General features: G+C 43.3%; 17 protein-coding genes. 11 read left to right on the top strand and 6 right to left on the bottom strand.

Annotated elements, in window-relative coordinates; genetic code table 11:
• Positions 1–78: 78 nt before the first annotated feature.
• Positions 79–1,575 (bottom strand): mechanosensitive ion channel family protein, encoded by a 1,497-nt coding sequence (locus tag ODOSP_RS19470; RefSeq protein ID WP_013612489.1) that lies wholly within the window; start codon positions 1,573–1,575, stop codon positions 79–81.
• Between the two features lie 450 nt (positions 1,576–2,025).
• Here ODOSP_RS19470 and ODOSP_RS11575 point away from each other — a divergent pair, with 450 nt between their 5' ends.
• Both ODOSP_RS11575 and ODOSP_RS11570 read left to right on the top strand, forming a co-directional pair.
• Positions 2,026–3,864 carry a 2-oxoacid:acceptor oxidoreductase subunit alpha gene (locus ODOSP_RS11575; RefSeq protein ID WP_013612488.1) on the top strand — a complete coding sequence of 613 codons (1,839 nt, stop codon included), beginning with the start codon at positions 2,026–2,028 and terminating at the stop codon, positions 3,862–3,864.
• A gap of 63 nt (positions 3,865–3,927) precedes the next feature.
• Positions 3,928–4,944, top strand: a complete 1,017-nt coding sequence (locus ODOSP_RS11570; RefSeq protein ID WP_013612487.1) for a 2-oxoacid:ferredoxin oxidoreductase subunit beta — start codon at positions 3,928–3,930, stop codon at positions 4,942–4,944.
• A gap of 212 nt (positions 4,945–5,156) precedes the next feature.
• Here ODOSP_RS11570 and ODOSP_RS11565 read toward each other — a convergent pair whose 3' ends face one another.
• Positions 5,157–6,713 (bottom strand): IS1634 family transposase, encoded by a 1,557-nt coding sequence (locus ODOSP_RS11565; protein ID WP_041557351.1) that lies wholly within the window; start codon positions 6,711–6,713, stop codon positions 5,157–5,159.
• Between the two features lie 117 nt (positions 6,714–6,830).
• On the opposite strand from ODOSP_RS11565, the gene ODOSP_RS11560 reads away from it, so the two are divergent.
• The gene (locus tag ODOSP_RS11560) at positions 6,831–8,318 is read left to right on the top strand and encodes a PKD-like family lipoprotein (protein ID WP_013612485.1); all 1,488 of its coding nucleotides are present in this window, start codon (positions 6,831–6,833) and stop codon (positions 8,316–8,318) included.
• 43 nt (positions 8,319–8,361) lie between these two features.
• Positions 8,362–9,237 (top strand): TlpA family protein disulfide reductase, encoded by an 876-nt coding sequence (locus tag ODOSP_RS19940; RefSeq protein WP_013612484.1) that lies wholly within the window; start codon positions 8,362–8,364, stop codon positions 9,235–9,237.
• A gap of 131 nt (positions 9,238–9,368) precedes the next feature.
• Here the strand turns inward: ODOSP_RS19940 and ODOSP_RS11550 are convergent, their stop codons facing one another.
• The 3 genes from ODOSP_RS11550 to ODOSP_RS11540 all read right to left on the bottom strand — a co-directional run bounded on the left by ODOSP_RS11550 (position 9,369) and on the right by ODOSP_RS11540 (position 12,478).
• Positions 9,369–10,013: a porin family protein gene (locus tag ODOSP_RS11550; RefSeq protein WP_013612483.1), complete on the bottom strand. Its 645-nt coding sequence runs from the start codon at positions 10,011–10,013 to the stop codon at positions 9,369–9,371.
• Positions 10,010–11,692: a hypothetical protein gene (locus tag ODOSP_RS11545; RefSeq protein ID WP_013612482.1), complete on the bottom strand. Its 1,683-nt coding sequence runs from the start codon at positions 11,690–11,692 to the stop codon at positions 10,010–10,012. Before ODOSP_RS11545 ends, ODOSP_RS11550 begins: the two co-directional genes overlap by 4 nt.
• 96 nt (positions 11,693–11,788) lie before the next feature.
• The gene (locus ODOSP_RS11540; RefSeq protein ID WP_013612481.1) at positions 11,789–12,478 is read right to left on the bottom strand and encodes a tetratricopeptide repeat protein; all 690 of its coding nucleotides are present in this window, start codon (positions 12,476–12,478) and stop codon (positions 11,789–11,791) included.
• Positions 12,479–12,701: 223 nt separating this feature from the next.
• Between ODOSP_RS11540 and recF the strand changes: the two genes are divergently transcribed.
• The 4 genes from recF (at position 12,702) to ODOSP_RS11520 (ending at position 16,691) form a co-directional block, all read left to right on the top strand.
• Positions 12,702–13,796 carry a DNA replication/repair protein RecF gene (gene recF / locus ODOSP_RS11535; RefSeq protein WP_013612480.1) on the top strand — a complete coding sequence of 365 codons (1,095 nt, stop codon included), beginning with the start codon at positions 12,702–12,704 and terminating at the stop codon, positions 13,794–13,796.
• Between the two features lie 72 nt (positions 13,797–13,868).
• Complete coding sequence (locus ODOSP_RS11530; protein ID WP_013612479.1) at positions 13,869–14,159, top strand: DUF721 domain-containing protein; 291 nt, start codon at positions 13,869–13,871, stop codon at positions 14,157–14,159.
• A gap of 21 nt (positions 14,160–14,180) precedes the next feature.
• Positions 14,181–15,989 (top strand): lysophospholipid acyltransferase family protein, encoded by a 1,809-nt coding sequence (locus ODOSP_RS11525; RefSeq protein WP_013612478.1) that lies wholly within the window; start codon positions 14,181–14,183, stop codon positions 15,987–15,989.
• Between the two features lie 45 nt (positions 15,990–16,034).
• A complete protein-coding gene (locus ODOSP_RS11520; protein WP_013612477.1) occupies positions 16,035–16,691 on the top strand; it encodes a LysE family translocator in 657 nt (218 codons plus the stop codon).
• 1 nt (position 16,692) lies between these two features.
• On the opposite strand, the gene hydE is transcribed toward ODOSP_RS11520, so the two are convergent.
• On the bottom strand, positions 16,693–17,775 hold the full coding sequence (gene hydE, locus ODOSP_RS11515) for a [FeFe] hydrogenase H-cluster radical SAM maturase HydE (RefSeq protein WP_013612476.1): 1,083 nt from the start codon (positions 17,773–17,775) through the stop codon (positions 16,693–16,695).
• Positions 17,776–17,941: 166 nt separating this feature from the next.
• Between hydE and ODOSP_RS11510 the strand changes: the two genes are divergently transcribed.
• From ODOSP_RS11510 to ODOSP_RS11500, 3 genes are all read left to right on the top strand, one after another.
• Positions 17,942–18,502 (top strand): RNA polymerase sigma-70 factor, encoded by a 561-nt coding sequence (locus ODOSP_RS11510; RefSeq protein WP_013612475.1) that lies wholly within the window; start codon positions 17,942–17,944, stop codon positions 18,500–18,502.
• Positions 18,503–18,800: 298 nt separating this feature from the next.
• A complete protein-coding gene (locus ODOSP_RS11505; protein WP_013612474.1) occupies positions 18,801–19,961 on the top strand; it encodes a FecR family protein in 1,161 nt (386 codons plus the stop codon).
• Between the two features lie 94 nt (positions 19,962–20,055).
• A complete protein-coding gene (locus ODOSP_RS11500; protein WP_013612473.1) occupies positions 20,056–23,415 on the top strand; it encodes a SusC/RagA family TonB-linked outer membrane protein in 3,360 nt (1,119 codons plus the stop codon).
• The last annotated feature ends 4 nt before the right edge of the window (positions 23,416–23,419 follow it).

Genomic DNA, 23,419 nt, shown 5'->3' with positions numbered 1-23,419 from the left:
AACTAAATAGGTTAAAAGTTATAAGCTAAGCTGTATGGTAAAACAAAAATAAGCTTTTAGCTTATAGCTTATCGCTTTTTAACTTTCTATTTTCACCGGCATAGCCCCTGTTCCGGAGCCGGTGTTCAGGCTGACTTGTGGAAATGGGATTTCGATGTGCTGGGCGTCGAAAGCTTTTTTGATCCGGCGGCGGAATTCCCGGCTGGCTGCCCACTGCTGTCCTGATTTAGTCGTCAGTTTTACTTTCAGAATCACGGAACTGTCGCCGAAACTATCTACTCCCCATAAATCTACCCCCATAAGGATCGATTGCCAGGCAGCGTCTTTCATGAGTTCGTCACCCACTTGTTTCATTATTTCGTTGACATGGTCCGTGTCTTCTTTGTAAGCTACGCCGATATCGACTACTATTGCCGACCAGCCTTTGGTCATATTCGATAAGGAGTTGATTTTACCGTTTTGAAAAATGTGAACGACCCCCGAAGCGTCCCGTAAGGTCGTCGTTCGCATCTCTATTTTCTCTACGGTTCCTGTCGTACCGTTGATGATCGCCACGTCTCCTGTCCGGATTTGATCCTCCAATAGGATAAAGAATCCCGAGATAAAGTCCCGGACTAATTCCTGGGCACCGAAACCTACTGCCAAGCCGACGATTCCGGCACTGGCGAGGATCGGACCGATATTGATGTTGAACTTACTCAACATGATCAGCACGAATATGGTCCATAAGAATATTTTTCCAACCCCTAAGATAATGCCGGATAAGGTCTCTATTCTTTTGTTGCCTTCTGCGTCGTCGATACTTTCATTGAGGTGTACCCGTCGTTTGGCCGCTTTATTTAATTTTTTGACGATATAATTGAGTAGTCGTAATAAGCCGATAAAAATGAGAGTGAGGATGATCATAGAAGGTACTTGGGTGATTACCCAATTGGTAAACCGGTGAGTCAGGTCTTTCCAGAAGGTTTTGTCGGCCAGATTTTTAATACTGTAATCCCAAAAGATAGACAGGTCGGTTACTTTGGTTTGGGCGGGTATACTGTCGGGGGCGATCTCTCCGGTCGAGTCGATGGCTAGTGAAGGAGGGAGGAGTCGTTTGTTTATTTCGAAATTGGCATCTATTTCCGGGACATATAGGATGATTTCATCTACCGAAGGTAGAAACTGACTATGAGGATAAGCCGTTCTGATTGTTCCTACGGTGGAAGCCAGTCCGATTCCCGAGGCTGTCTGGAAACGTTTATCTTTTACGATGATTCGGGAAATACGCGAGCGTTCGTCGTTTTGCCGTTCGGTATTGACAATGAGGAGTAAACGGGAACTATCGCCATAGATATAGTAATAGTCGGCAGTCTCGTTGGATAGCTCGGTACGGGTTTTCAGTTTTTTGATCCGGTCTTCCGGTAGGGCTGCATACAGTTCTTTTATCGTCATACCCTTTCGGATGGCTCCGACCTGAGTAGACGTTATCCTGAATTCGGAGACAATGTTAGCCGGTGGTGTTTTTGTCGTACTTGGGGTGTGACAGGAGTATACCCCGAAAAGTAAACAGAAAAAGAGTAGTATTCTATTCATGCGTATCCATTTTTTTAGTCATACGTAAAGGAAGAAAAAAAAGAAGAAGGATTCTATTAAAAAAAATAAAAAATACGATAAAGTAATAATTTGTAATAAAAAATACATTTTAAGCGATAATTCCGCAAACGTGAGCGCTCTGTACAAAAAAATGTCGTTTTTGGGAAGATTGTTTAGAACGATTTCATTTTAAAGCGTTTCGAAAACTTGAAAATCGTTTGCAGAATCGTTGATTATCAGAGTTATTGCAAATCAGGAAAAAATGTTCGGATTAAACTTGTTTAAAAGGGAGGTTTCGCTACCTTTACCATGTTTTAAAACATAAAAATAGCATTCGGAGAATGTTATAAGATTGTTAAAATGAATAGTTAAAGTGGTAATTTTCCCTTTTACATTTACAATGAAGTAAGCTGATTGACGTCAGCAACAATTAAAACTACTTATTCAACCATGAGTCAAGAGACAAAAGTTATCGAAAAACATGATGTTGTCATTCGTTTTTCCGGAGATTCGGGAGACGGAATGCAATTAACCGGGCAGCAGTTTTCGGATACAGCTGCTTTATTTGGAAATGACGTAGCAACATTTCCGGATTATCCGGCAGAAATTCGTGCCCCGCAAGGTACTGTTGGTGGCGTGTCCGGTTTCCAGGTACACATTGGAGAAGAGCACATTACTACTCCGGGTGATTATGCCGATGTCCTCGTGGCTATGAATCCGGCTGCTTTAAAAGCGAACTTACGTTGGGCTAAAAAAGCAGGTACTATTATTGTGGATATCGATGCCTTTACCGACAAACATATCGAAAGGGCCGGTTATACTGCAAATCCGTTGGAAGACGGTTCTTTGGCGGACTATAATGTTGTTCCGGTGAAAGTAACCGAGCTGACTATCGAAGCGCTGAAAGAGACCGGTTTGGATCAGAAATCGATATTGAGATGTAAAAATATGTTTGCTTTGGGAATGATCTATTGGATGTTCGAGCAATCTGTAGAGCATACCGAAGCTTTCTTCGATATTAAATTCGGCAAAAAACCGGCTATTGCTTCTGCCAACAAAATGGTGTTGAGAGCCGGTTATAATTATGCTGCTAATGTACATGCGTTAGCCACTCATTTTAAAGTAGCTCCGGCTACCATCGAGAAAGGTAAATACCGTACGATTACCGGTAATAAAGCCACAGCCTGGGGGTTGTTGGCAGCTGCAGAAAAAGCAGGACTACCTTTATTCTGTGGTTCTTATCCGATCACTCCGGCTACCGATATTTTGCATGAATTGGCACTTCGTCGTGATTTGGGTGCTAAGACTTATCAGGCTGAGGATGAAATCGGTGGTATCTGTACCGCTATCGGTGCCAGCTATGCCGGTAATTTTGCCTGTACGACGACTTCAGGTCCCGGATTGGCGCTGAAATCGGAAGCTTGCGGATTGGCAGTTATGGCTGAATTGCCTTTGGTGATCGTGGATGTACAACGGGGAGGGCCTTCTACGGGTCTGCCTACGAAGACCGAACAGTCCGACTTATTACAGGCACTTTACGGCCGTAATGGTGAATGTCCGATGCCGGTAATCGCTGCCAGTACTTCAGGAAACTGTTTCGACTATGCTTTTATGGCCGGAAAGATTGCGCTCGAGCATATGACTCCGGTAGTCCTGCTGACCGACGGCTTCCTGGCCAACGGAGCTCAGCCCTGGTTGATTCCTTCCATGGCTAAATTACCTGAGATAAAATTGCGTCTGGCTAAAGAAGGTGATGATTATAAACCCTATGCCCGTGATCCCGAAACTCTGGCCAGAACCTGGGCTTTACCCGGTACCAAAGGCTTGGAACACCGGATCGGCGGACTGGAAAAGATGAATATCACCGGAACGATCAGTTATGTGCCCGAGAATCATCAGGTCATGACCGATCTGCGTGAAGAAAAAGTAGCCCGGATTGCAAACGATCTGCCCGAACAGGAAGTATACGGTAATCCCGAAGGAGGCGATATTTTGATTGTCGGATGGGGAGGTACTTATGGTCACCTTTATACCACAGTATCTGAAATGCGGGCTGAAGGAAAAGATGTCAGTTTGGCCCATTTCAACTTTATCAATCCGCTGCCGAAAAATACACGGGATGTGTTGGCTCGTTATAAGAAAATCGTCGTATGTGAATTGAATCTCGGACAGTTTGCTAAATATCTGAAAAGTAAATTTCCCGAATTCAATTACCTGCAAGTAAATAAGGTGGCTGGATTACCTTTTACTGTCATAGAATTGAAAGAAAAAATCAATAAAATAATTTAAGCTCTTCGACTTAAACAAGGATGAAAGATATTTAGAATCAGAAATCGAAAATTAGAAATTGAAATGAGCGAATTAAAATATACTCCTAAAGATTTTAAAAGCGACCAGGAAATCAGATGGTGTCCGGGTTGCGGTGATCACGGTATTATTAATTCCGTGCAAAAAGCGATGGCTGAACTGGGCTATCCCAAAGAATCCTGGGCTGTGATTTCCGGTATCGGATGTTCTTCCCGTTTCCCTTATTATATGAATACCTATGGGTTCCATACAATTCATGGACGTGCTGCCGCTATTGCTTCCGGAGCGAAGAATGCCAACCGGAAACTGAATATATTGCAGATCTCCGGTGATGGTGATGCATTGGCTATCGGGGGTAACCATTTTATTCATGCTATCCGCCGGAATGTGGATATTACCATTTTGTTGTTTAACAATGAAATTTATGGTCTGACTAAAGGACAATATTCCCCGACTACCAAATTGGGAACTAAAACCAAAACTTCTCCTTACGGAACGATCGAGCATCCTTTCAATCCTGGAGAGCTTTGCATCGGTGCTCAGGGTAAATTTTTCGCCCGTTCGATCGATACCAGCGTGAACTTGACCGCTGAAATTCTGGAAACAGCTGTAAAACACCAGGGAACTTCTGTGGTAGAAGTGCTTCAGAATTGTGTCATCTTTGCCGATGGTGCTCATTCTGCTGTAACGGATAAAGAGTTGAAAGAAGAGCGTCAGATCGTTTTGCGTCACGGTGAACCGATGATCTTCGGTAAAAACAAAAATAAAGGTTTGGTATTGGCAAAATCAGGTGAGCTGAAAGTGGTCGAAATCGGTAAAGACGGTATCACTGAAAAAGATATCCTGGTTCACGATGCACATAATCCCAATCCGTTCCTGCATTGGATGCTCGTCAATATGAAAGCTCCGGAATTCCCGGTTGCCCTGGGAGTTATCCGTGATGTCGAAGCGCATACTTACGACCAGGCTCTGGACGATCAGATCGAAGAAGTGAAGAAAATTTCTAAGATCCATTGTATGGAAGACTTGCTGAATAGCGGGGATACCTGGGAAGTAAAATAATAAGCGGACAAGTGTAAGCTGAAAATGAGGTGCAATCGGAAATACCGGTTGCACCTTTATTTGTTTTTATTTACTTTTATACGCACAAAGTAGGAATAAGGGCAGTGATCAATCAGGAAGATTTCATACGGCGTTTGCAACAACGGGAAAAAGAAGCTTTCCAGGAGCTTTTTTATTCCTGGCATCGTCCATTGTGCTTTTTCCTGACTTCGTCAATGCGTACCCCAAAACCCATCATTAAACAATGGTGCGATCCGTTGATGACGTTTCATAAGCATTGTTCTTGTTATAGTTTGCTTACTTTGAGGTAAAGTCACCTGTATCGTGACTATAGTCTGTGCAAGCGCCAGCACTTTATCTACACTCATGTTTATATTGGATAGCTTCAGTAGTCTCTCTAGCTCTTTGTAGACTTTAAGTGCCACAAAGCAGATGCACACGTGAGCTTCTATTCTCCTACGGGTAAAATGAAACATCGGCCTTATCTCTATTTTTGATTTTGATATCCGGAAAGCCCTCTCAACATGCCCGAGATTATGGTATGCGGCGTATACCTCGCTAACAGGAATATCCGTGTTTGTAAGATACCCTTTAAGACCGTCCCATTTCTCGTCCGCTTCAAGCTTATCATAATTTATGGAAACCTTTACGTCTCCTTCCATTTTTAAGAATTTGTTGTAACCACGCTTGTTAATGTTGTCTTTCGTAAGTGTTCCTCGGTTATAAGCCTTTTCCAAACGGCGTATTCCCTTTTCTCTGTTATAGGCGTCCTTGCGGGCACGGTCGTCGGTATATCCTACCAAGAGTCGCTGTCCGTTACCTTTGTCGTACTCTATCATTTGACAATTGACCTTCGGCTGTGCAAGAATCCACTCCTGTATTTTCTTGCTTTCATTCTTTATCTTTGCGCCGATAATATATTTGTAGCCATTACTCTCAAGGTCCGCTATATTATTGCCGTTCATAAGCCCGGAGTCGGCTACGACAATAAAATCATCAAGACTGTACTTCCTGACAAATTCAGTCACGACAGGTAACATTGTATGTCCTTCATATTTATTGCCCTCGTATATACAATATGCCAACGGGTAGCCTCCAATACTGACAAGCAGCCCTGGGATTATTTGCGGATTCTTGTGACGGCCTTCCTTGGAAAATCCGGTCTTACGCAAGTCGTCTTCATAATCGGCCTCAAAATAAAGGGTGGTTACATCATAAAAAAGAACGCCAATATGCCCATCTGGTATTTTACTGGTGTGCATAACGCTGATACCCTGGACAATTTCATGCTGATTGTCGCTAAGTTTGTCCAGATAGCGGTATATCTTTGACAAGCTGACATCTTCGTCAAAATGATTCTTCAGATATTCTACTGTGGCTGATTTGCTTACAGGATAAGCAAGACGTGCCTTGACAAGCTGCCGAAAAACAATGTCCTCAATTCGGTTAAAGCCAATATTATCAAATACACGATCGAGTATTAAATCAGCTCCGTTGATAGATATATTAGTGATACATGAAAGCATTTGTTCGGCACTTAGCAGTTCAGTCTCACATTTCTTGCGTTCATCACCGAAAAGGTCCAGACGTGGATGGCGGCGTTCTTCCTCCCTGTCAATCCAGACACGAGCTTTGACCAAAAGTCCATCGATCTCATCTGGACTTTTGGCGATGCCTATAGTTGCAAACTCCTTGTAAAAGCCGGAACTCTTTTCAGCGACAACAATGCTTACGGTACCAGACCGATTCTTTTTACGCTTAATGAACATAGAAAAATACGTTGCGTACCCCATTTTTGGGGTACGAAAAGTATATATAATTATTTATCAAGCAATTACAAAATCGATAATTTTATAGTGACGAAGTCAGGAAAAAATGATGAACTTATGAATAATATAAGAATATATGCCTTTTTCTGGATGATTGTGCTTCTTACAGTTTCCTGTTATGAGGATAAAGGAAATTATGACTATCATCCGATCAATGAAGTAAAAATATCGGGGATTAAAGAAGACCCTTACGAAATATTGCGCTGGGATACCTTGAAAATTCCGGTTACTTTAGAAAATAGCCTGAATGAGAAAGCTAAATTGATTTATGCCTGGTATCTGGATCAGAAAAAGATTGCGGAAACCGAGGACCTTTGTTATGTTGTGTCGGATAAGGCTAAAAAATATCAGGCTCGTATGGAAGTTACTTTGCCGGAAGATGATAGTGTCCGTTTTTTTGCTGATTTTGAGGTTCAGGTTTTCTCACCCTATTCAAAAGGACTATTGTTATTGAGTGATTATGAGGATTATCCGGAAGTTTCTTTTATGAGCACATTGAATAATCCGACTAATAAAATCATGCGGGATGTGTATAGTTTGGAGAATAAGAGAGAGTTGAAGGGGAAGGCCTTAGCAATAGAGCAGTCCGATGAATACTCTTATGGTGGAACTGTTTTTGTACATACTTCAGCTTCCTCTCATGAGTTGGATCCTGTACTATTTAAAGAGATTGCCTTGTTCGACGAAAATTCATTTACCGGGCCTGCCCAGGAATATGATATGGTGTATTGCCGGTTTGAAGATGCGATTACCGAATTCGGAGGGGCTATCGGTAAAGATGGGATTATTTATCCTAAACAGGCCCGTCAAAACCGTTATATGGCTTCTTCTTTAAAACCGATCCACGTCGAAGGAGATGCAGAAAGATCGGTGGACTATCGGTTGTCTCCGATGCTTTTGAATACCCGGAATTCTACTTTGGGGTATGATAATCTGTCGGGGCGGTTTATGTATTTTATGAATAGTTACGATATCCCTTCTTATGATGAAAATCAGTATGATGAAGTTCGGATATCGGAGACTTATATCGGACTTCCCTGGCTGGGATGGGGAAAAAATATGTCTGGCGGAACATATCAGTTCAGTTCTTTATTTTATGATCCGGTTACTGATCGGGCTGCACTGGCCCGGGCCCATACCGCTACAGGAAAATTGAAAGGACAGGATTCGCTGGTTTTTCTGTCCGGTCATCATTTAGCCGAAGGTTCGGTTATGGCCGTTAATTCCGGTATCAATTGGTTGTATTATTCGGATGGAGGCCGTCAGCTTTATGTGTTGAATTTATCGGATCCTGATTTTAAGTTTCCTTCTATCCCTTTCGAATGTGCTTTACCGGATAATTGCCGGATAACGATGCTGAAAGTATCTGTCGATAATTTGGCCTTGTTTGTCGGAGTGGAGACAGACAGACCGGAGAAATACAAAGGAGATGTGTATAAGATAAATGCAAAAGACGGGACAATTCTCGAACATTATCAGCGTTTCGGCGGGACACCGGTGGATATGGTCGAAAAGAAATCTGTCGAATATGATGTCGAGGAGTGAGGGGTAGGAGGTAAAAAATGAAAAAACGGTAAAATTTTAAGAAATGAAGCAAGTTTATTTTATCATAGCAATGCTGTGTGGATTGGCCTTGGGTGGGCAGGCACAGGGAATACGCTTTGCAGAAGGAAGTTGGAAAGAACTGTTGGAAACAGCGAAAAAGGAAGGAAAATTGATCTTTGTGGATTGTTATACGGAATGGTGCCAGCCTTGTAAGCAAATGGAACAGCAGGTTTTTCCGTCGGAAAAAGTGGGGAAGTTTTACAATGAGCATTTTATAAATGTGAAGATGGATATGGAAAAAGGAGAGGGACCGGTGATTTTGAATACTTATAAAATCAATGCCTTCCCGACCCTTTTGTTTGTCAATGGCGAAGGTGGTGAAGTTTACCGGATTGTAGGCAGCAAAAAGGAAGCGGAATTGTTGCAGGTAGGTGCTGATGCATTGGCTTCGAAAACCGTTTATCCGGTCAATTCGCAGGCTCAGCAGCAAATCGCTTTGATCGGACGCGAAATACCTGATTTTTGTTATCGCGATTCGACTGGCAAAGAAGTGAAGTTTTCTTCTTTCCGGGGAAATTATGTGTACGTGGATATGTGGGCCACCTGGTGCCGGCCTTGTTGTGAGGAGATTCCTTATATGGGCGAATTGGAAAAGAAATTTCACGGTAAGAAAATCTGTTTTGTCAGTCTTTCCTGTGATAAGGATTTACAGGCCTGGAAGAAGAAACTCAGAACCGACCGGATGGGAGGGATTCAATTGAATTGTGGAGGCGATCCTGCATTTATGAAATTTTTCGGTATTCAGGGAATCCCCCATTTTATTTTGCTCGATCCTGAAGGGAAAGTCGTAAATCCGAATATGAGCCGCCCTTCACAGGAAATAACGGTGGAAACTTTAAGCAGGCTCAAAGGAATTTGAGACTGCTTTACAAACCTTGATCGGTGATTTCTTTCAGCATATCGATGGGCGGAATTACGGTTTGGATAAAGAATCGTTTTTTAGCCGGCCGGTGCCTGAAAGGAATACAGATTACTGCAAGGGATATACCCTTAAAACCGATAAAGCAGGCCGATATTTCCTCCGATATTCAGCATTTTGTTGAAACCGATGTTACCTTGGGTATATTCGTTGTACTCATATGCATCGTCGATTCGGGGGACATAATCGGCCCTCACTTTCAGGTCCATCCATACCTTGTCCGAGAGTTGAAACAAGAGACCGCCATGAAGCCCCACTCCCGGTGAAAACAGAAACAGGTGTTTTGAAAAAGAAAGGGAGGCAGAATAACCGGTATATTGGCGTCCTACATCGAGCTGGGAGAAATACCCCCCGAACTGAATGCCCAGATAAGGCAAAGTGGTTCTGTTCCATGTCGGGACATAAAAGGTCGCTTCGAGCAGGACCGGGATCAGGTGGTATTTATATTTTTGGGAGACATCGTCTTTGTTTAGATTGACTTTGGTTTTGAAACCGTAATATCCTGCCTCGAAACCTATACCGATCATCTTGTTAATTAGGTATTTGGCCGATACGTTTCCCCCGATACCGTTTTTCAGGATTTTCCCCATATCGCCTGTCGGGTAAAAATATCCGGCATTGATGCCCGGTAAAAATCCGCGGTCGGGACGGTAGTATTGGCCTTTGGCCAGTGTGATTGTGCAGATCAGACAAAACAGATAGATGATTTTTTTCATAATTCGGCTTCTTTAGTCTGTCGTTCTCCGATGTATTTTTCTATTTCCTGCAGCCGTTCGGTAGCATGTTTGTCGCCGATTTTTATTTCCAACGCTTTTTGATAATAGAATTTGGCAATGGCGTAGGCTTTTTCAGCGTAAGCTTTGTCGGCTTTATCTATATTGGTCTGATAGGCTTTGTCTAAGGCAGCCAGTTGTTCGGCTTCAATCAATCGGTCTGTTTCGGCGATCCGTTCCCTGATGCTCTCTTTGTCGGCCGGTGATAAGGTCAATGCTTTTTGGAAATATACCTTGGCAGAAGCATAGTTTTTCTGTTCCAGATTCTTTTCGGCCAGTGTTTTGTTTTTATTGTATTCGGCCAGTCGGGCTTTGTATTTCGAAGAATGGATGATTTGCTCGATCTCTCCGAGGCGTTTACGGGGATAATCTTCGCCCAGGTTAAGTTGATCGGCTTCGGTATAGCGTAGTTTGGCCGCACTGTAGTTTTCGTTTTTGAATGCCTGGTCGGCTTCGGCTATGATCCCGGTGTATTTGAGTTTTAAAGTGTTGATTCTTTCTTCTTCCTGGCGTTGTTTCTCAGCTTCGTCAGCCTGTTGCTTTTCCAGGGCTGCCAGTGCTTGCTCGGCTTTGCCGATCATATTCCGGGGATAGGCTTCTTCCGATTTTAAGGCCAGTGCCTGCCGATAAGTAGTAATGGCCTGGCGGTATTCCTGGGCTTGATAGGAACGGTCGGCTTGGGCGATTGTTTTTTGATAGGTAGCTTCGGCTTCGGCTAATTGCTGTTGTGTTATAGCTTCCTTTTGGGCGATCTCTGCCAATAACCGGTCGATATTACGGATTTGTTCCTGGGGATAAGGCTCTTTTGTCTTGATTTGTTTGGCTGAGGCATACTTTTCTTTAGCCGCCGGGTACTCTTCCCGGCTGAATAAGCTGTCGGCCGCAGCGAGCAGTAGCCGGTAGGTTTGTTCGTTTTGAGGTTCGACACTCTTTCGGGCTTCTTCCAGTTTTGCTTGTTCCTGAGCTTCCGCAATTTTTTGTTTCACCTCTTTGTTGCCGGGCTTCATATTTTGAGCCAGGGTCCAGCTGTCGATGGCTGCCTGCCAGGCTTTCCGGCCGAACGATTCCAGTCCTTTATTGAATAGTTCGGCAAATTTCCGTTCCTGTTCGATGGCGGCGGCATCCCGGGCAGCTAATTGTTTTTTTACAGCTTGTTCGGTTTGGGCGATCCGGTCTTTGATTTTATCTGAATACGATTTGTCGAACGTAAAATCGTCCAGTTCGGCCTGATAGGTCAGTATGGCAATAGGCTGATCGAATATGGATAGATCGATTTTTTCGACACTTGGCAACAGATTGATGATCAACTTGACGGGAGGAAAATCGGGGTTGTTTTCAATGCTTTCTTCCGGTACTTCGGTGTTGATGCTGATAATTTTGGTGATATAACCTGTTTTTTCGAAAGAAATTTTGTAGTCGGCATCGAAGGCGAGTTTCAAATCGAAATGTCCTTTTTTATTCAGCACCTGTTCGTCGAGCTTATTCCCGTTTTTGATTACGACAACCCGCGTTCCTTCCGGGCTGTTATTTGCAATAGCGACGTTGCCGTTGATAGCTGAATGCTGGGCTACGACAAACGGAGAAGACAATAGAATGCCAAGGAGTATAAGCAAGTTTTTCATGTCGGGATCGAATTATTCCACAGTGAGGAATGCTACACATACTCCTGCAAAAATAATAAAAAAGAAAGAAAAAAGCCCCGTTACCGGGGCTTTCTGTTATTTTTTCAGTTTCAACTGAGCTCTTTCGATATATTTTTCAATATCCCGGCCTTCAGGCGATGCCGGATATTCCTGTTCGATTTGCTCGTAGACTTTTAAAGCTCCGCTGTAGTCGTTGGATTTCTCTAAGGCTAAGCCGTTTTTCATCAGGAAAGTAGGAGTTGAAAAATCGTTCGTTTTAGAAGCTGCAGCCTTTTTGTAATTTTCAGCAGCTTTCCGGTATTCTCCTAATTGCATATAAGCATCTCCGATATTGGCTTTAGCTAAGTTGGACAATAACAAATCGTCCGAAGAGAATTTTTCCAGATATTGGATGGCATTCTGATATTCGCCCATATATAAATAAGACAATCCGGCATAATATTTTGCCAGATTACCGCTGGGAGTCGAGCTGTATTTGTCTGCTATTTCGATAAACCCCAGCACATTACCGTCTCCGTTCAGGGCCAGATTGAAAGAATCTTTTTCGAAATAGTTTTGCGCTCCGAAAATCTGGTTGGCAGCTTCTTGGGCATGTGGTTCAGCAATGAATCTGTTGTATCCGAAATATCCGGCAATAATCACTACCAGAACAAGGACGACATTCACAATCATTTTTTGATTTTTTTCAATAAATTGTTCACCACTGGTCAGGGCCTCTTCCAAGTGCTCGAAACCATCCTCGCGTTTTTTCTGTTCTTTTGACATATCTGTAATGTTATAAAGGTTACCGTGTTAACACCTACCGGCTATGCCCGGTTTTACATTATTCTTAATAGCCTGCAAAATTAGCTTTTTTAATTGAAAATCGAAATATCCGGCAGTTTTTTTTCGATCGACTTTAAATAAGCCATTGATTTGGGCGTGTTTTAGGTGAAAAAGACTAATTTTGTCCTGAATTATGAATGCCGGATAAGGAATAGCTTGTTAAATGACACTGAAGGAGTTAAATATCATCAACTTTAAAAATATCGCAGAGGCGACCCTGACTTTTACTTCCGGTTTCAATTGTTTCGTCGGAAATAATGGGGTTGGAAAGACCAATGTCCTGGATGCTATTTATCACCTTTCCATGTGTAAAAGTTATTTTAACCTGCCTGATCTGCAGAATATCCGGCACGAAGAACCTTTTTTCGTTGTGCAGGGAAAATACGAACGCGGGGGAGAAGAACTGACGGTTTATTGTGGAGTGAAACGGGGGCAAAAAAAAGTGTTTAAGAAAAATCAGAAAGCTTATGATAAGTTGTCCGAACATATCGGACTGATCCCTTTAGTAATGATCTCACCCGAAGATTTTATCCTGATCGACGGAGGAAGTGAGGAGAGACGCAAGTTGGTGGACGGTATTATCAGCCAGTGCGACCGGGTTTACCTGCATCGGCTGATTCGTTATAATAAAGCACTTACTCAGCGGAATATGCTGTTGAAATCGGCTGCCGGTAAATTTCTCGATCCTGAAATGCTGGAAGTATGGAACGAGCAATTGGCCGAACATGGAGAAGCGATCCGCCAAAAAAGGATCGCATTTCTGAAGGAATTCCGGTCGGTATTTCAGACTTATTACGAACGGTTGTCTCTGGGGCGGGAAGAAGTATGTCTGGAATACAAACCTTCGGTAAAAGAGGGTAATTTCCTGACGGCTTTGAAACAGGCTGCCGACCGCGACCGATTGTTGACTTACACGACTGTCGGTATTCACCGGGATGATCTGGTTCTGAATATCGGTGACTATGCGGTTCGTAAAATCGGTTCGCAGGGACAGAAAAAGACTTTCCTGATTGCCTTGAAATTAGCACAATACCATTGGTTACACCAGATGAGTGAGGTGAAACCGCTCTTGCTCCTCGATGATATTTTCGATAAACTGGATGCCGACCGGGTAGAACAAATCGTGAAAATCGTAGGAGGAGAGATGTTCGGACAGGTCTTTATCACAGACACCAATCGCGGGCATATCGATGATATACTGAGAGCCCAGGCGGTGGATTATAAGTTGTTTACAGTTACCGGAGGGGAGATTTCCTGATTTTCCGGTCGCATTTGAGATTTAATATTATATTTGCAAGTAATTTGAAAAAGGGAATTCGGTGCCTTGTTTATGAAAGAGGGGAAAACAAAACAAATCGATGAGCTGGTCGACCAGGTGCTTCGTAATATGGGCCTTGAACAGAAATTTAAGGAGCATGAGGTTTGTATGATCTGGCCGGAAGTTGTGGGGCAAATGATTGCCTCCCGGACGAAAAGTGTCCGGGTGATGGATGGCAAGCTCTTCGTCTCTTTCACTTCTGCCGTCGTGAGAAATGAAATTATGATGGTCAAAGAAGGACTGATCAGAGCTCTGAACGAAAAAGTCGGAAAAGAAGTGGTCAAAGAAATGATCATAAACTAATGGATTTACGTAGGAAATAATATGAATCTGATAGACTCGAACGATATATTGAAAGCCTCAAAGTTGAATCGGTTTGGGGGGAATCTGGGCGGAAGCCTGGTGGCGAAGCTGGTGATGTATATCATGCGGCTGAATAAAATCAACAAGCTGTATTCCGATGTATATAGCGATAATCCCGAAGCTTTTCTGGACCGATTGATCGAAGCCCTGGGAGTGACGATCGAAGTGAATGAAGAAGATCTTCAGAAAATACCGAAAGAGGGAGCTTTTATCACCATTTCCAATCATCCTTTCGGTGGGCTTGACGGGATTATCCTGATCAAGTTGTTGAGTAAAATCCGTCCCGATTATAAGGTGATGGCTAACTTTCTGCTGAAGAAGATCGTACCCATCAAAGATTATTTTTTAGGCGTGAATCCTTTCGAGGGACTGAAAGATATTTCGAGTGCCGGGGGATTGAAAGAAGCTTTAAGGCACTTATCGGAAGGAGGGGCGTTGGGGCTGTTTCCTGCAGGAGAGGTATCTGCTTACCAGGCCGACTCGAATTCGATTGAAGATAAAGCGTGGAGCCGTTCTGTGTTGAAGTTGATCCGGAAAGCCGATGTGCCGGTGATCCCGATTTATTTTAAAGGTTCCAATAGTATGTTGTTTCAGATACTCGGTATGATTCATCCGATGCTGCGAACGGTGAAATTACCTTCGGAACTCTTGAATAAGAAAAACCGGGTAATTAAATTACGGGTAGGAAATCCGATTTCTGTAGAAACTCAAAATTCTTTCGCCGATCTGATACAATACGGTAAATTTTTGAGGGCAAAGACTTATCTATTGGGATCTTCGCTCGAAGTGAAAAAATTTTTCCTGAAATCCCAGAAGGCGGAAAAACAGGTCGAACCGGTAGCAAAGGAGACTCCCGTGGAAATTTTACAAAAGGAAATTAAAGATATCATGGAAGACTATCTGTTGTTTTCCATGAAAAATTATACGGTTTATTGTGCTCCCACCATGAAAATTCCGAACATCCTGAACGAGATCGGGCGTTTGCGTGAACTGACGTTCCGGGCTGTCGGCGAGGGCACCAACCGGAGTATCGATCTGGATGAATTCGATTTATACTATTATCATCTGTTTATTTGGGACAACGATACCGACCGGATTGTCGGGGCCTATCGGGTGGGAAAAGGGAAGGATATCATCGACCGTTATGGGATAAAAGGATTTTATATCAATACTCTGTTCAAAATCCGCAAGCAGATCATGCCTGTATTGTATGAGTCGATCGAATTAGGACGTTCTTTTATTATCGAAGACTATCAGCGTAAACCGTTGCCCTTATTTATGCTGTGGAAAGGAATTCTTTACTTCCTGATCAAGAATCCGGAATACCGCTATCTGATCGGGCCGGTGACGATAAGCGGGAAATATTCGGAGGTTTCGAAAGAACTGATTATGAAGTTTATCATCAGAAATCATTGGGATGCCGAGTTGGCCCGGTGTATCTCTCCCCGCTGTAAATATCGGGTAGAGACTCATGATCCCGATGTGGATGTAATGGTGGAAGCTTCGGGGGATAATATCGCTACGCTGGATAAGTTGATCGGTGATATAGAGCCTTCGAGCGATAAACTTCCTATTTTATTGAAGAAATATATTTTATTGAACGGGCGTATTGTCGGTTTCAATATAGACCCTAAATTTAATATGTGCCTGGATGGTTTGTTGATTCTGGATTTGTTCGATGTACCTATGAGTACCATTGAATCTTTGTCGAAAGAGATCAATGATGATACGATTTTGAATCGTTTCTCTTCGGATAATCTGGAAGTATAAGTCCGGATTATAGCGTTTATAAGGTGTATTTTAACTTTGAAGAGCATGTATGATGTTGTTTATATTTTCAGAGGAATACTGATCGGACTGATGGTGTCGGTGCCACTCGGTCCGATGGGTGTACTGATTATACAAAAGACATTACAGAAAGGAGCTTTAGCCGGTTTTGTCGCCGGAATGGGAGCGGCCTGTGCAGATCTTTTTTATGCTACGGTGGCGGCTTTCGGATTAGGATTCGTGATCAATGTCATACAGACTCACGAGTTGATCCTACAGATCATCGGGGGAATTTTTCTGATTATCGTAGGATTGAAAATCTATTTCGATAATCCCTTGAAGCAAATCCGGATGAAAAAGCGGGTCACTAAAAAAGGGTTGCTGGGTGATTTTCTGACCCTTTTTTTTCTGACTGTTTCTAATCCGGTGGCTATTGTCGTTTTTATGGCTGTCTTTGCCGGTGCTTCGGTTTTCGGAGATGATCCTTCGTATCGGATCGAATTGTTTGTTTTGTCCGGCGTGGTGATCGGCGGTGGTTTGTGGTGGTATACGCTTTCGACGCTGGTGAACATTTTCCGGAAGAAATTCCGGCTTCGGGTATTGATCACCATCAACCGGGTGTCCGGGGTATTGATCACCGTGTTGGGAGGCTTGGTGATTTTAGCTGCTTTCGAGCCTTTCCGGTCTTTGTTGCCCGCAGCCTGACCTATTTTTTCACTCTGTTCTGAAAGTGTAGGGAATCTCCCCACGTATCCAGTTGTATTTCGCATCCGCTTCGCTTGACGCTTTCCATCAACCGGCGTGTCGATTCCTCGGCTCCTTCATCCATGCCCGGCTTATTCTCATAGAGGCGGTAGTTGCCCCGGTTGCCGAGGGGAGTGATATTAGGCATGATTACGTTGGCACCGATTTCCAGCGCTTTTTCCCGTCCCTCCGGGTCGATTGCCTGTAAAGCTGTCGTCGCGGCGATATTGATATCAGGCATCAACAGCCGGAGACAACTGACCATATGCAGTCCTAATCTTAAACGTTCCTGTTGGGAAGGAAGGGCTTCCCGGTATCGCCATAGGGGAGTATCCCGGTGTTCCAGATAAGGTCCCATACCCACCATGTCGATATCCATCGATTTCAAAAAAAGCAAATCGTCGGCCAGATCTCCGGTCGTTTGAAAAGGAAGTCCGATCATCACTCCTGTACCGGTTTGGTAACCGCAACGCTGAAGGCTGCGGATACATTCCAGCCGGGTGTGAAAATCATGGAGCTGGCCGGCAGGATGAATTTTTCGGTAGAGTGATTCGTTCGAAGTTTCGATCCGGAGCAGATAGCGGTGAGCTCCTGCATCGAACCATCTCCGGTAGGTGTCTTCGGTTTGTTCTCCCAGCGAGAGAGTGATCCCCAAACGCTGGTTACTCAGGTGTTTGATCTCCCTGACGAGCCGTTCGATGCGTAGGATAAAAGCCGGATCATGGCGTTCGCCACCTTGTAACACCACCGAACCATAGTGATTCCGGTAAGCAAAGATAGCTGCTTCGACGATTTCTTCATCGTTCAGCTCGTAGCGCTGGGCCTGGCTGTTCGATTTCCGGATCCCACAATAAAGGCAATCTTTGATGCATACATTCGAAATCTCGATCAGGCCTCGCATATGAACGCCGTTCCCTATGGTCGCATCCCGAAGCTGTCGGCTATGCCGGAATAATTCTGCTTCCGTTGTATCCCGGCAATCCAACAACGCCACTAAATCTGTTTTGCTAAGTTCCTGTTTTCCCAATATCGTTTTTACCTCCATAGTTGTCTCTTTGACGGTAAAAATACAAAAACAAAAGAGAATCGGTATATTTTGAATTTAATTTATATTTTTAGCCGTTGTTTTGACTCGAAAATTTCGGTGTCGGTAGATTTTTTATCACTTTTGCAAAAATAGAATCGGTGAATAACTCTTTTAAACGGCAGACTTGGGAAGTATAAACGAACATATTATCCGGGATTTTTCGGTAGGACAGGAAAAGGCTTTTCGTATATTATATGAAAAATATGCTCCTGCTTTACGTTATTTTGCTGCGAAATATGTCGAGGAGGGAGAGGTGATCGACGATATCGTACAGGATGTGTTTGTTTGTCTATGGGAGAAAAGAGTTGATTTTAAAACAGAAGAAACGATCAAAGCTTTTTTGTATAAGGCTGTAAAAAATAGTTGTCTGAATACGATCCGGCATCAGGGAGTGAAAGATCGTTATGCCGAAGTGGCTCTCCACGAAGAAGAACTGGAATCTTTTTGGGATCATATCCTGGAAACCGAATTATTCGAATTATTATTAGGAGTTTTCAATGAACTTCCTCCGGCTTGCCGGGAGGTATACCGCCTGAGCCTTGAAGGGAAAAAACATGAAGAAATAGCCGAGATCCTTCAGATTACCGTAAATACCGTCAAAAAACATAAGAATAATGCCAACCATTATATGCGTGAGCGCCTGAAACATATTCTTTCCTTACTGGTTCTTTGTCAATTTCCTTAATAAACCACAGGGACGGGGCATGGGGCTATATTTCCGGGTCGATATTGCATGACCAATCTTTCGATTTCTGTCGGGAATCATTGAATTAAAGATTATTCTACACAGGTCTGGGGGCTCTCGACGGGCATGAAGTGAGTCTCGGCAAACTGAAAGTTTTTTAACAAAAACTACTCGTCGGCTTAAATTTCTGCAACCCTTGCAACTTCTATTTTTTAGTTAAAATTAAAAAAAATGACTTTTTATATTACACCAAAGCAGGGATTGCGTGTTATAATAGAAACAACCTGCGATTGAAGTGATGAATATTAAAACACAACGACACCTGAGCCGATTGATATTCCGTTATCTCCGGGATCAATTGAATGAAGAAGAAAGCCGGGAGCTTGAGCGATGGCGTGCTGCATCTGAAGCACATGAACTTCTTTTTCGGCGTTTGTTATCCTCTGCCCATTGGCAACGGAGTATAGGTCGTTTTGTGAAAAATGAATCCGATACCCAATCCGAATGGGAGATCATCCGGCAAAGAACGGTCGGTCGGGACAGGGGCAAGAGAACGATCCGCTGGTATCGTTATGCCGCAGCCATCTTTCTCCCTTTATTGATTGCCAGTGGTTATTTTATAAAATTGAGTCGTACTCCTCAAGAAAAAACGCTTGTTTCAGTACCTTTTATTCCTGGGAAATCCTATGCCGTGCTCGAGTTGGCCGACGGAACGAGTATCGATTTGGGGGAAACAGCTGTCCGGGGACAAATACAGGGGGGACATTGGGAGGTGAGGTCCGATTCTTTGAAATATTGTGAAGAGGGAGTAAAGGGAGGGGAAGAATATCATACCTTAAAAGTGCCCCGGGGAGGAGAGTATACTTTGGTTTTAGCCGATGGCTCGAAGGTGTTTTTGAATGCCGAATCCAGCTTGAAATATCCCGTACTGTTTTCGGGCGATCTGCGCAAAGTGAAATTGGAAGGAGAAGCTTATTTCGAGGTAAAACGAAATCCGGAGAAACCGTTTGTCGTCGATATCGGCGGTATGCAGGTCAACGTGTTGGGCACTACTTTCGGTATCAGGGCTTATGCCGATGAAAGAGAAATTCGTACGACCCTGGTCTCGGGCCGGGTAAATGTGTCGGCCGGGAAACAGGTGTATGAGTTGAAACCTTCGGAGCAAGCTGTGTTCGATAAACAAACAGAGGCCGTGAAAGTGGCTGCTGTGGATACTGAGTTGTTTGTGGGTTGGAAAGACGGACGATTGGTGTTCGATAATTGTTCATTAGAGCGGATTTTGAAAGACTTGGGGCGTTGGTATTCATTCGAGGTGTTTTATGCCACTTCCGCAGCAAAAGAAATACCTTTTTCTTTGAATATCCGGAAGCATGAGAAATTTGCTCAGGTACTGGAACTAATGCAGAGTACAGGAAAAATACAATTCGAAATAAATAAAAATACAGTGATTGTCAGATAATACAAAGGCAGTGCTGCTAACACTGCCCTGAAATTCATGTTCATTTCTGCTGCTAACAGATAATGAGCGTTTGTTGAACTTTAAATACAAAATTATGAAAAAAAAGTCTTTATACCCTAGTCCGGGGTGTAGAAAAATCATTCATTTTTTAGTGATGAAAGCGAGTTTTATTTTTTTACTGCTATTGACCTTGCAGATAAAAGCAAATGTCTATGCACAACAGTTGCGTTTGGACCTGAATTTACAAAATGCAACCCTCAAAGAAGTGATTCAGGAAATCCGCCTTCATTCTGACTTTAGTTTTGTGTATAGTGATGCCGATTTGGTAGGGATCACTCAACGGAATGTACAAATGAAGGATGCAACGATCGAGGAGGTATTGAAAAACTGTTTACAAGGGACGAAGCTGGTGTACGATATTACGGATAAGACCATTATTATCCGTAAACTCGATGAGGTTACCCAGACGAAACAGGTACAGGTTATCCAGGGACAGGTAACGGATGTCCGGGGTACACCCTTGCCTGGTGTAACCGTACGGATCAAAGGAACTCAGCTCGGAGTCTCTACCGATGTGAACGGTAAATTCCGTTTCGAATTACCCGATACCAAAGAGGTTGTATTGGCTTTTTCTTTTGTCGGGATGAAACCCTTGGAAGTTCGGTATAATGGCCAAAGTGAATTGAAAATAAAATTAGAGGAGGAAGTGGCCGAAATGGATGAAGTTGTGGTAACCGGTATTTTTAAGAAATCTCAGGAGAGTTTTACCGGTTCGGTATCGACAATTACGGAGAAAGAACTGAAATCTTTTCGGGGACGTAATTTATTATCTACGTTGAAAAATATCGATCCGACCTTCAATATTATCGAAAACAATGTCTATGGGGCAGATCCGAACCATTTACCGGAAGTACAGATCCGGGGAACTTCCAGTTTACCGACGGTAGAGGACCTGAAAAATGAAACGAAAGTAGATTTGAATACTCCCTTGATAATCCTGGATGGTTTTGAGATCAGTCTCACCCGGATGCTGGATTTAAACGACGAGGATATTAGTTCAGTGACTTTGTTGAAAGACGGTTCGGCTACCGCGATTTATGGATCCCGGGGAGCTAATGGAGTGATTGTCATCGAGACTAAACAACCCGAGGCTGGAAAATTGAGGTTGTCTTATCGGGGAAGTGTGAATATCGAGGTGCCTGATCTGAGCGATTACGATGTATTGAATGCTGCCGAAAAACTTCAGTTGGAAGAGAATGCCGGTTTGTATAAAGACGAATGGGCCCATATAGAAATGGCGTTGAGGAAAAGGCAGGCCAGAATCAAACAGGAAATAGAACGGGGAGTCGATACCTATTGGTTGTCGAAGCCTTTGCGTACGGGTGTCGGTCACAAGCACAACCTGCGTTTGGAAGGAGGTGGGAATGACGGCTTCCGTTATTCTGCTTCTGTTCAATATAACGATATCCTGGGGGTGATGAAAGGGTCCGACCGGAAAACCTTTAATGGAAATATTAATCTGATGTACCAGCAAGGAAAATTATTGTTCCGCAATAACCTCGAAGTCGGATTGAGTGAATCGAATGAATCACCTTACGGATCTTTCGATCAGTATGTGAAACTCAACCCTTACTGGCGGGAACGCGGAGAAGACGGTAAAGTGTTGAAAGAACTCGAACAAAAAGGAGATTTTTGGACTACAGCCCCTGAAAATCCGCTTTACAATGCTACGCTCGATTTGGTCGATAAAAAAACCTATACGACTATTACCAATAATTTCGATGTAGAATGGAAACCTTGGGAAAGCCTGACTTTACGTTCACGCATCGGATTATCGAAACAGGTGAATGATTATGATAATTTTAAACCTGCCGACCATACCAAATTTAAGGATTATTCGGATGAACAGATTTTCCGTAAAGGAGAATATATCTATTCTTCAGGGAAAAGCTTTAGTTATGATTGGAGTCTGACTTTAAGCTATTCCCGTAACTTTAAAGAAAAACACGAGCTCTATGTCGGTTTGGATTACAATGTTGCTCAGGAAAAATCGCATTCTTATACTTTTCAGGTAGAGGGTTTTCCCCAATCCAATATTAAATTTTTGTCGATGGCTCTTCAGTATCAGAAAGATGGAAAACCTACCGGATCCGAATCGCTCAACCGGCGTATCGGTGTGACGGGGAATGTGAATTACATCTACGACAATCGTTATTTCGCCGACGTGGCTTATCGTATGGACGGGGCCTCCCAGTTCGGTAGCTCGAAGCGCTTTGCGCCCTTCTATTCTTTCGGAATCGGTTGGAATATTCATAAAGAAAAGTTTATGGAAAATATATTGTGGCTGGATCGTCTGAAATTGCGGGGTTCTTATGCGGTGACCGGATCGGTGAATTTCGATGCTTATCAGGCCCTTGCTACTTATGAATATTATACCGACGATCGGTATCGGTATTGGTTTGGAAGCCACCTGCAAGGTCTGGCCAATGAGGACTTGGAATGGCAGAAGACCGACAAATGGAACTTCGGATTGGAAGTCGGAGCATTCCATAACCGCTTGAAAGTGACAGCCGATGTATATACAAATCAGACTAATAATTTGTTGTCTGAAATGTACCTTCCCTTGACGAATGGTTTCCCTAGTTATACGGATAATGTCGGTAAAGTGAAGAATAAGGGAGTTGAAGTTGCTTTGTCAGGATATCCCATCCGGAATACGGAAAAGAATATCATTTGGTCGGTATCTGCCAGTTTTATTCATGAAAAGAACGAGATAGTCAAAATCTCCGAGGCATTGAAAGTGGCCAACGAGGAATTGGAATTACAAGGCGGATCTAACCCGAATTTCATGTATCGGGAAGGAGAGGCTTTGCGGACCATCTATGTCGTCCCTTCGCTGGGGATCGATCCCAGTACCGGACAGGAATTGTTTATCGACCGCTTCGGTAATGTCACATTCAATTGGGATGCCCGTGATAAAGTGGCCTGTGGAGTAACCGATCCTAAATTCAGAGGGAACATCAATACCATGTTTACTTTCCGCGATTTGAGTGTGAACCTGTCTTTCGGTTATCGTCTGGGAGGATCTCAATACAATTCAACCTTGGTGGACCGGGTAGAAAATGCGGATACCAGATACAATGTAGACCGGAGGGTGTATAAAGACCGTTGGGTAAATCCGGGGGATCATACTTTCTTTAAAGATATCAAGAATACGCAGGAAACTCAAATGTCATCCCGTTTCGTGCAAAAAGAGAATACCCTCGAATGTCAGAGCATACAGATAAAATATGATTTCTTACAGCCTTGGGTGAAAAAACACCTGGGAACCCAATATTTGTCTCTCTCTTTTAATACGGATAATTTATTCCGCGTATCGAGCATCAAACAGGAAAGAGGTATCGCCTATCCTTTTTCCCGGAGGTTTACTTTCTCTCTTTCAGCAACATTTTAAAATT

This window comes from Odoribacter splanchnicus DSM 20712 (assembly GCF_000190535.1).
Taxonomy (GTDB): Bacteria; Bacteroidota; Bacteroidia; order Bacteroidales; family Marinifilaceae; genus Odoribacter; species Odoribacter splanchnicus.
The sequence above is the reverse complement of the archived record's forward strand: the minus strand, read 5'-3'. Positions and strand labels throughout refer to the sequence as shown.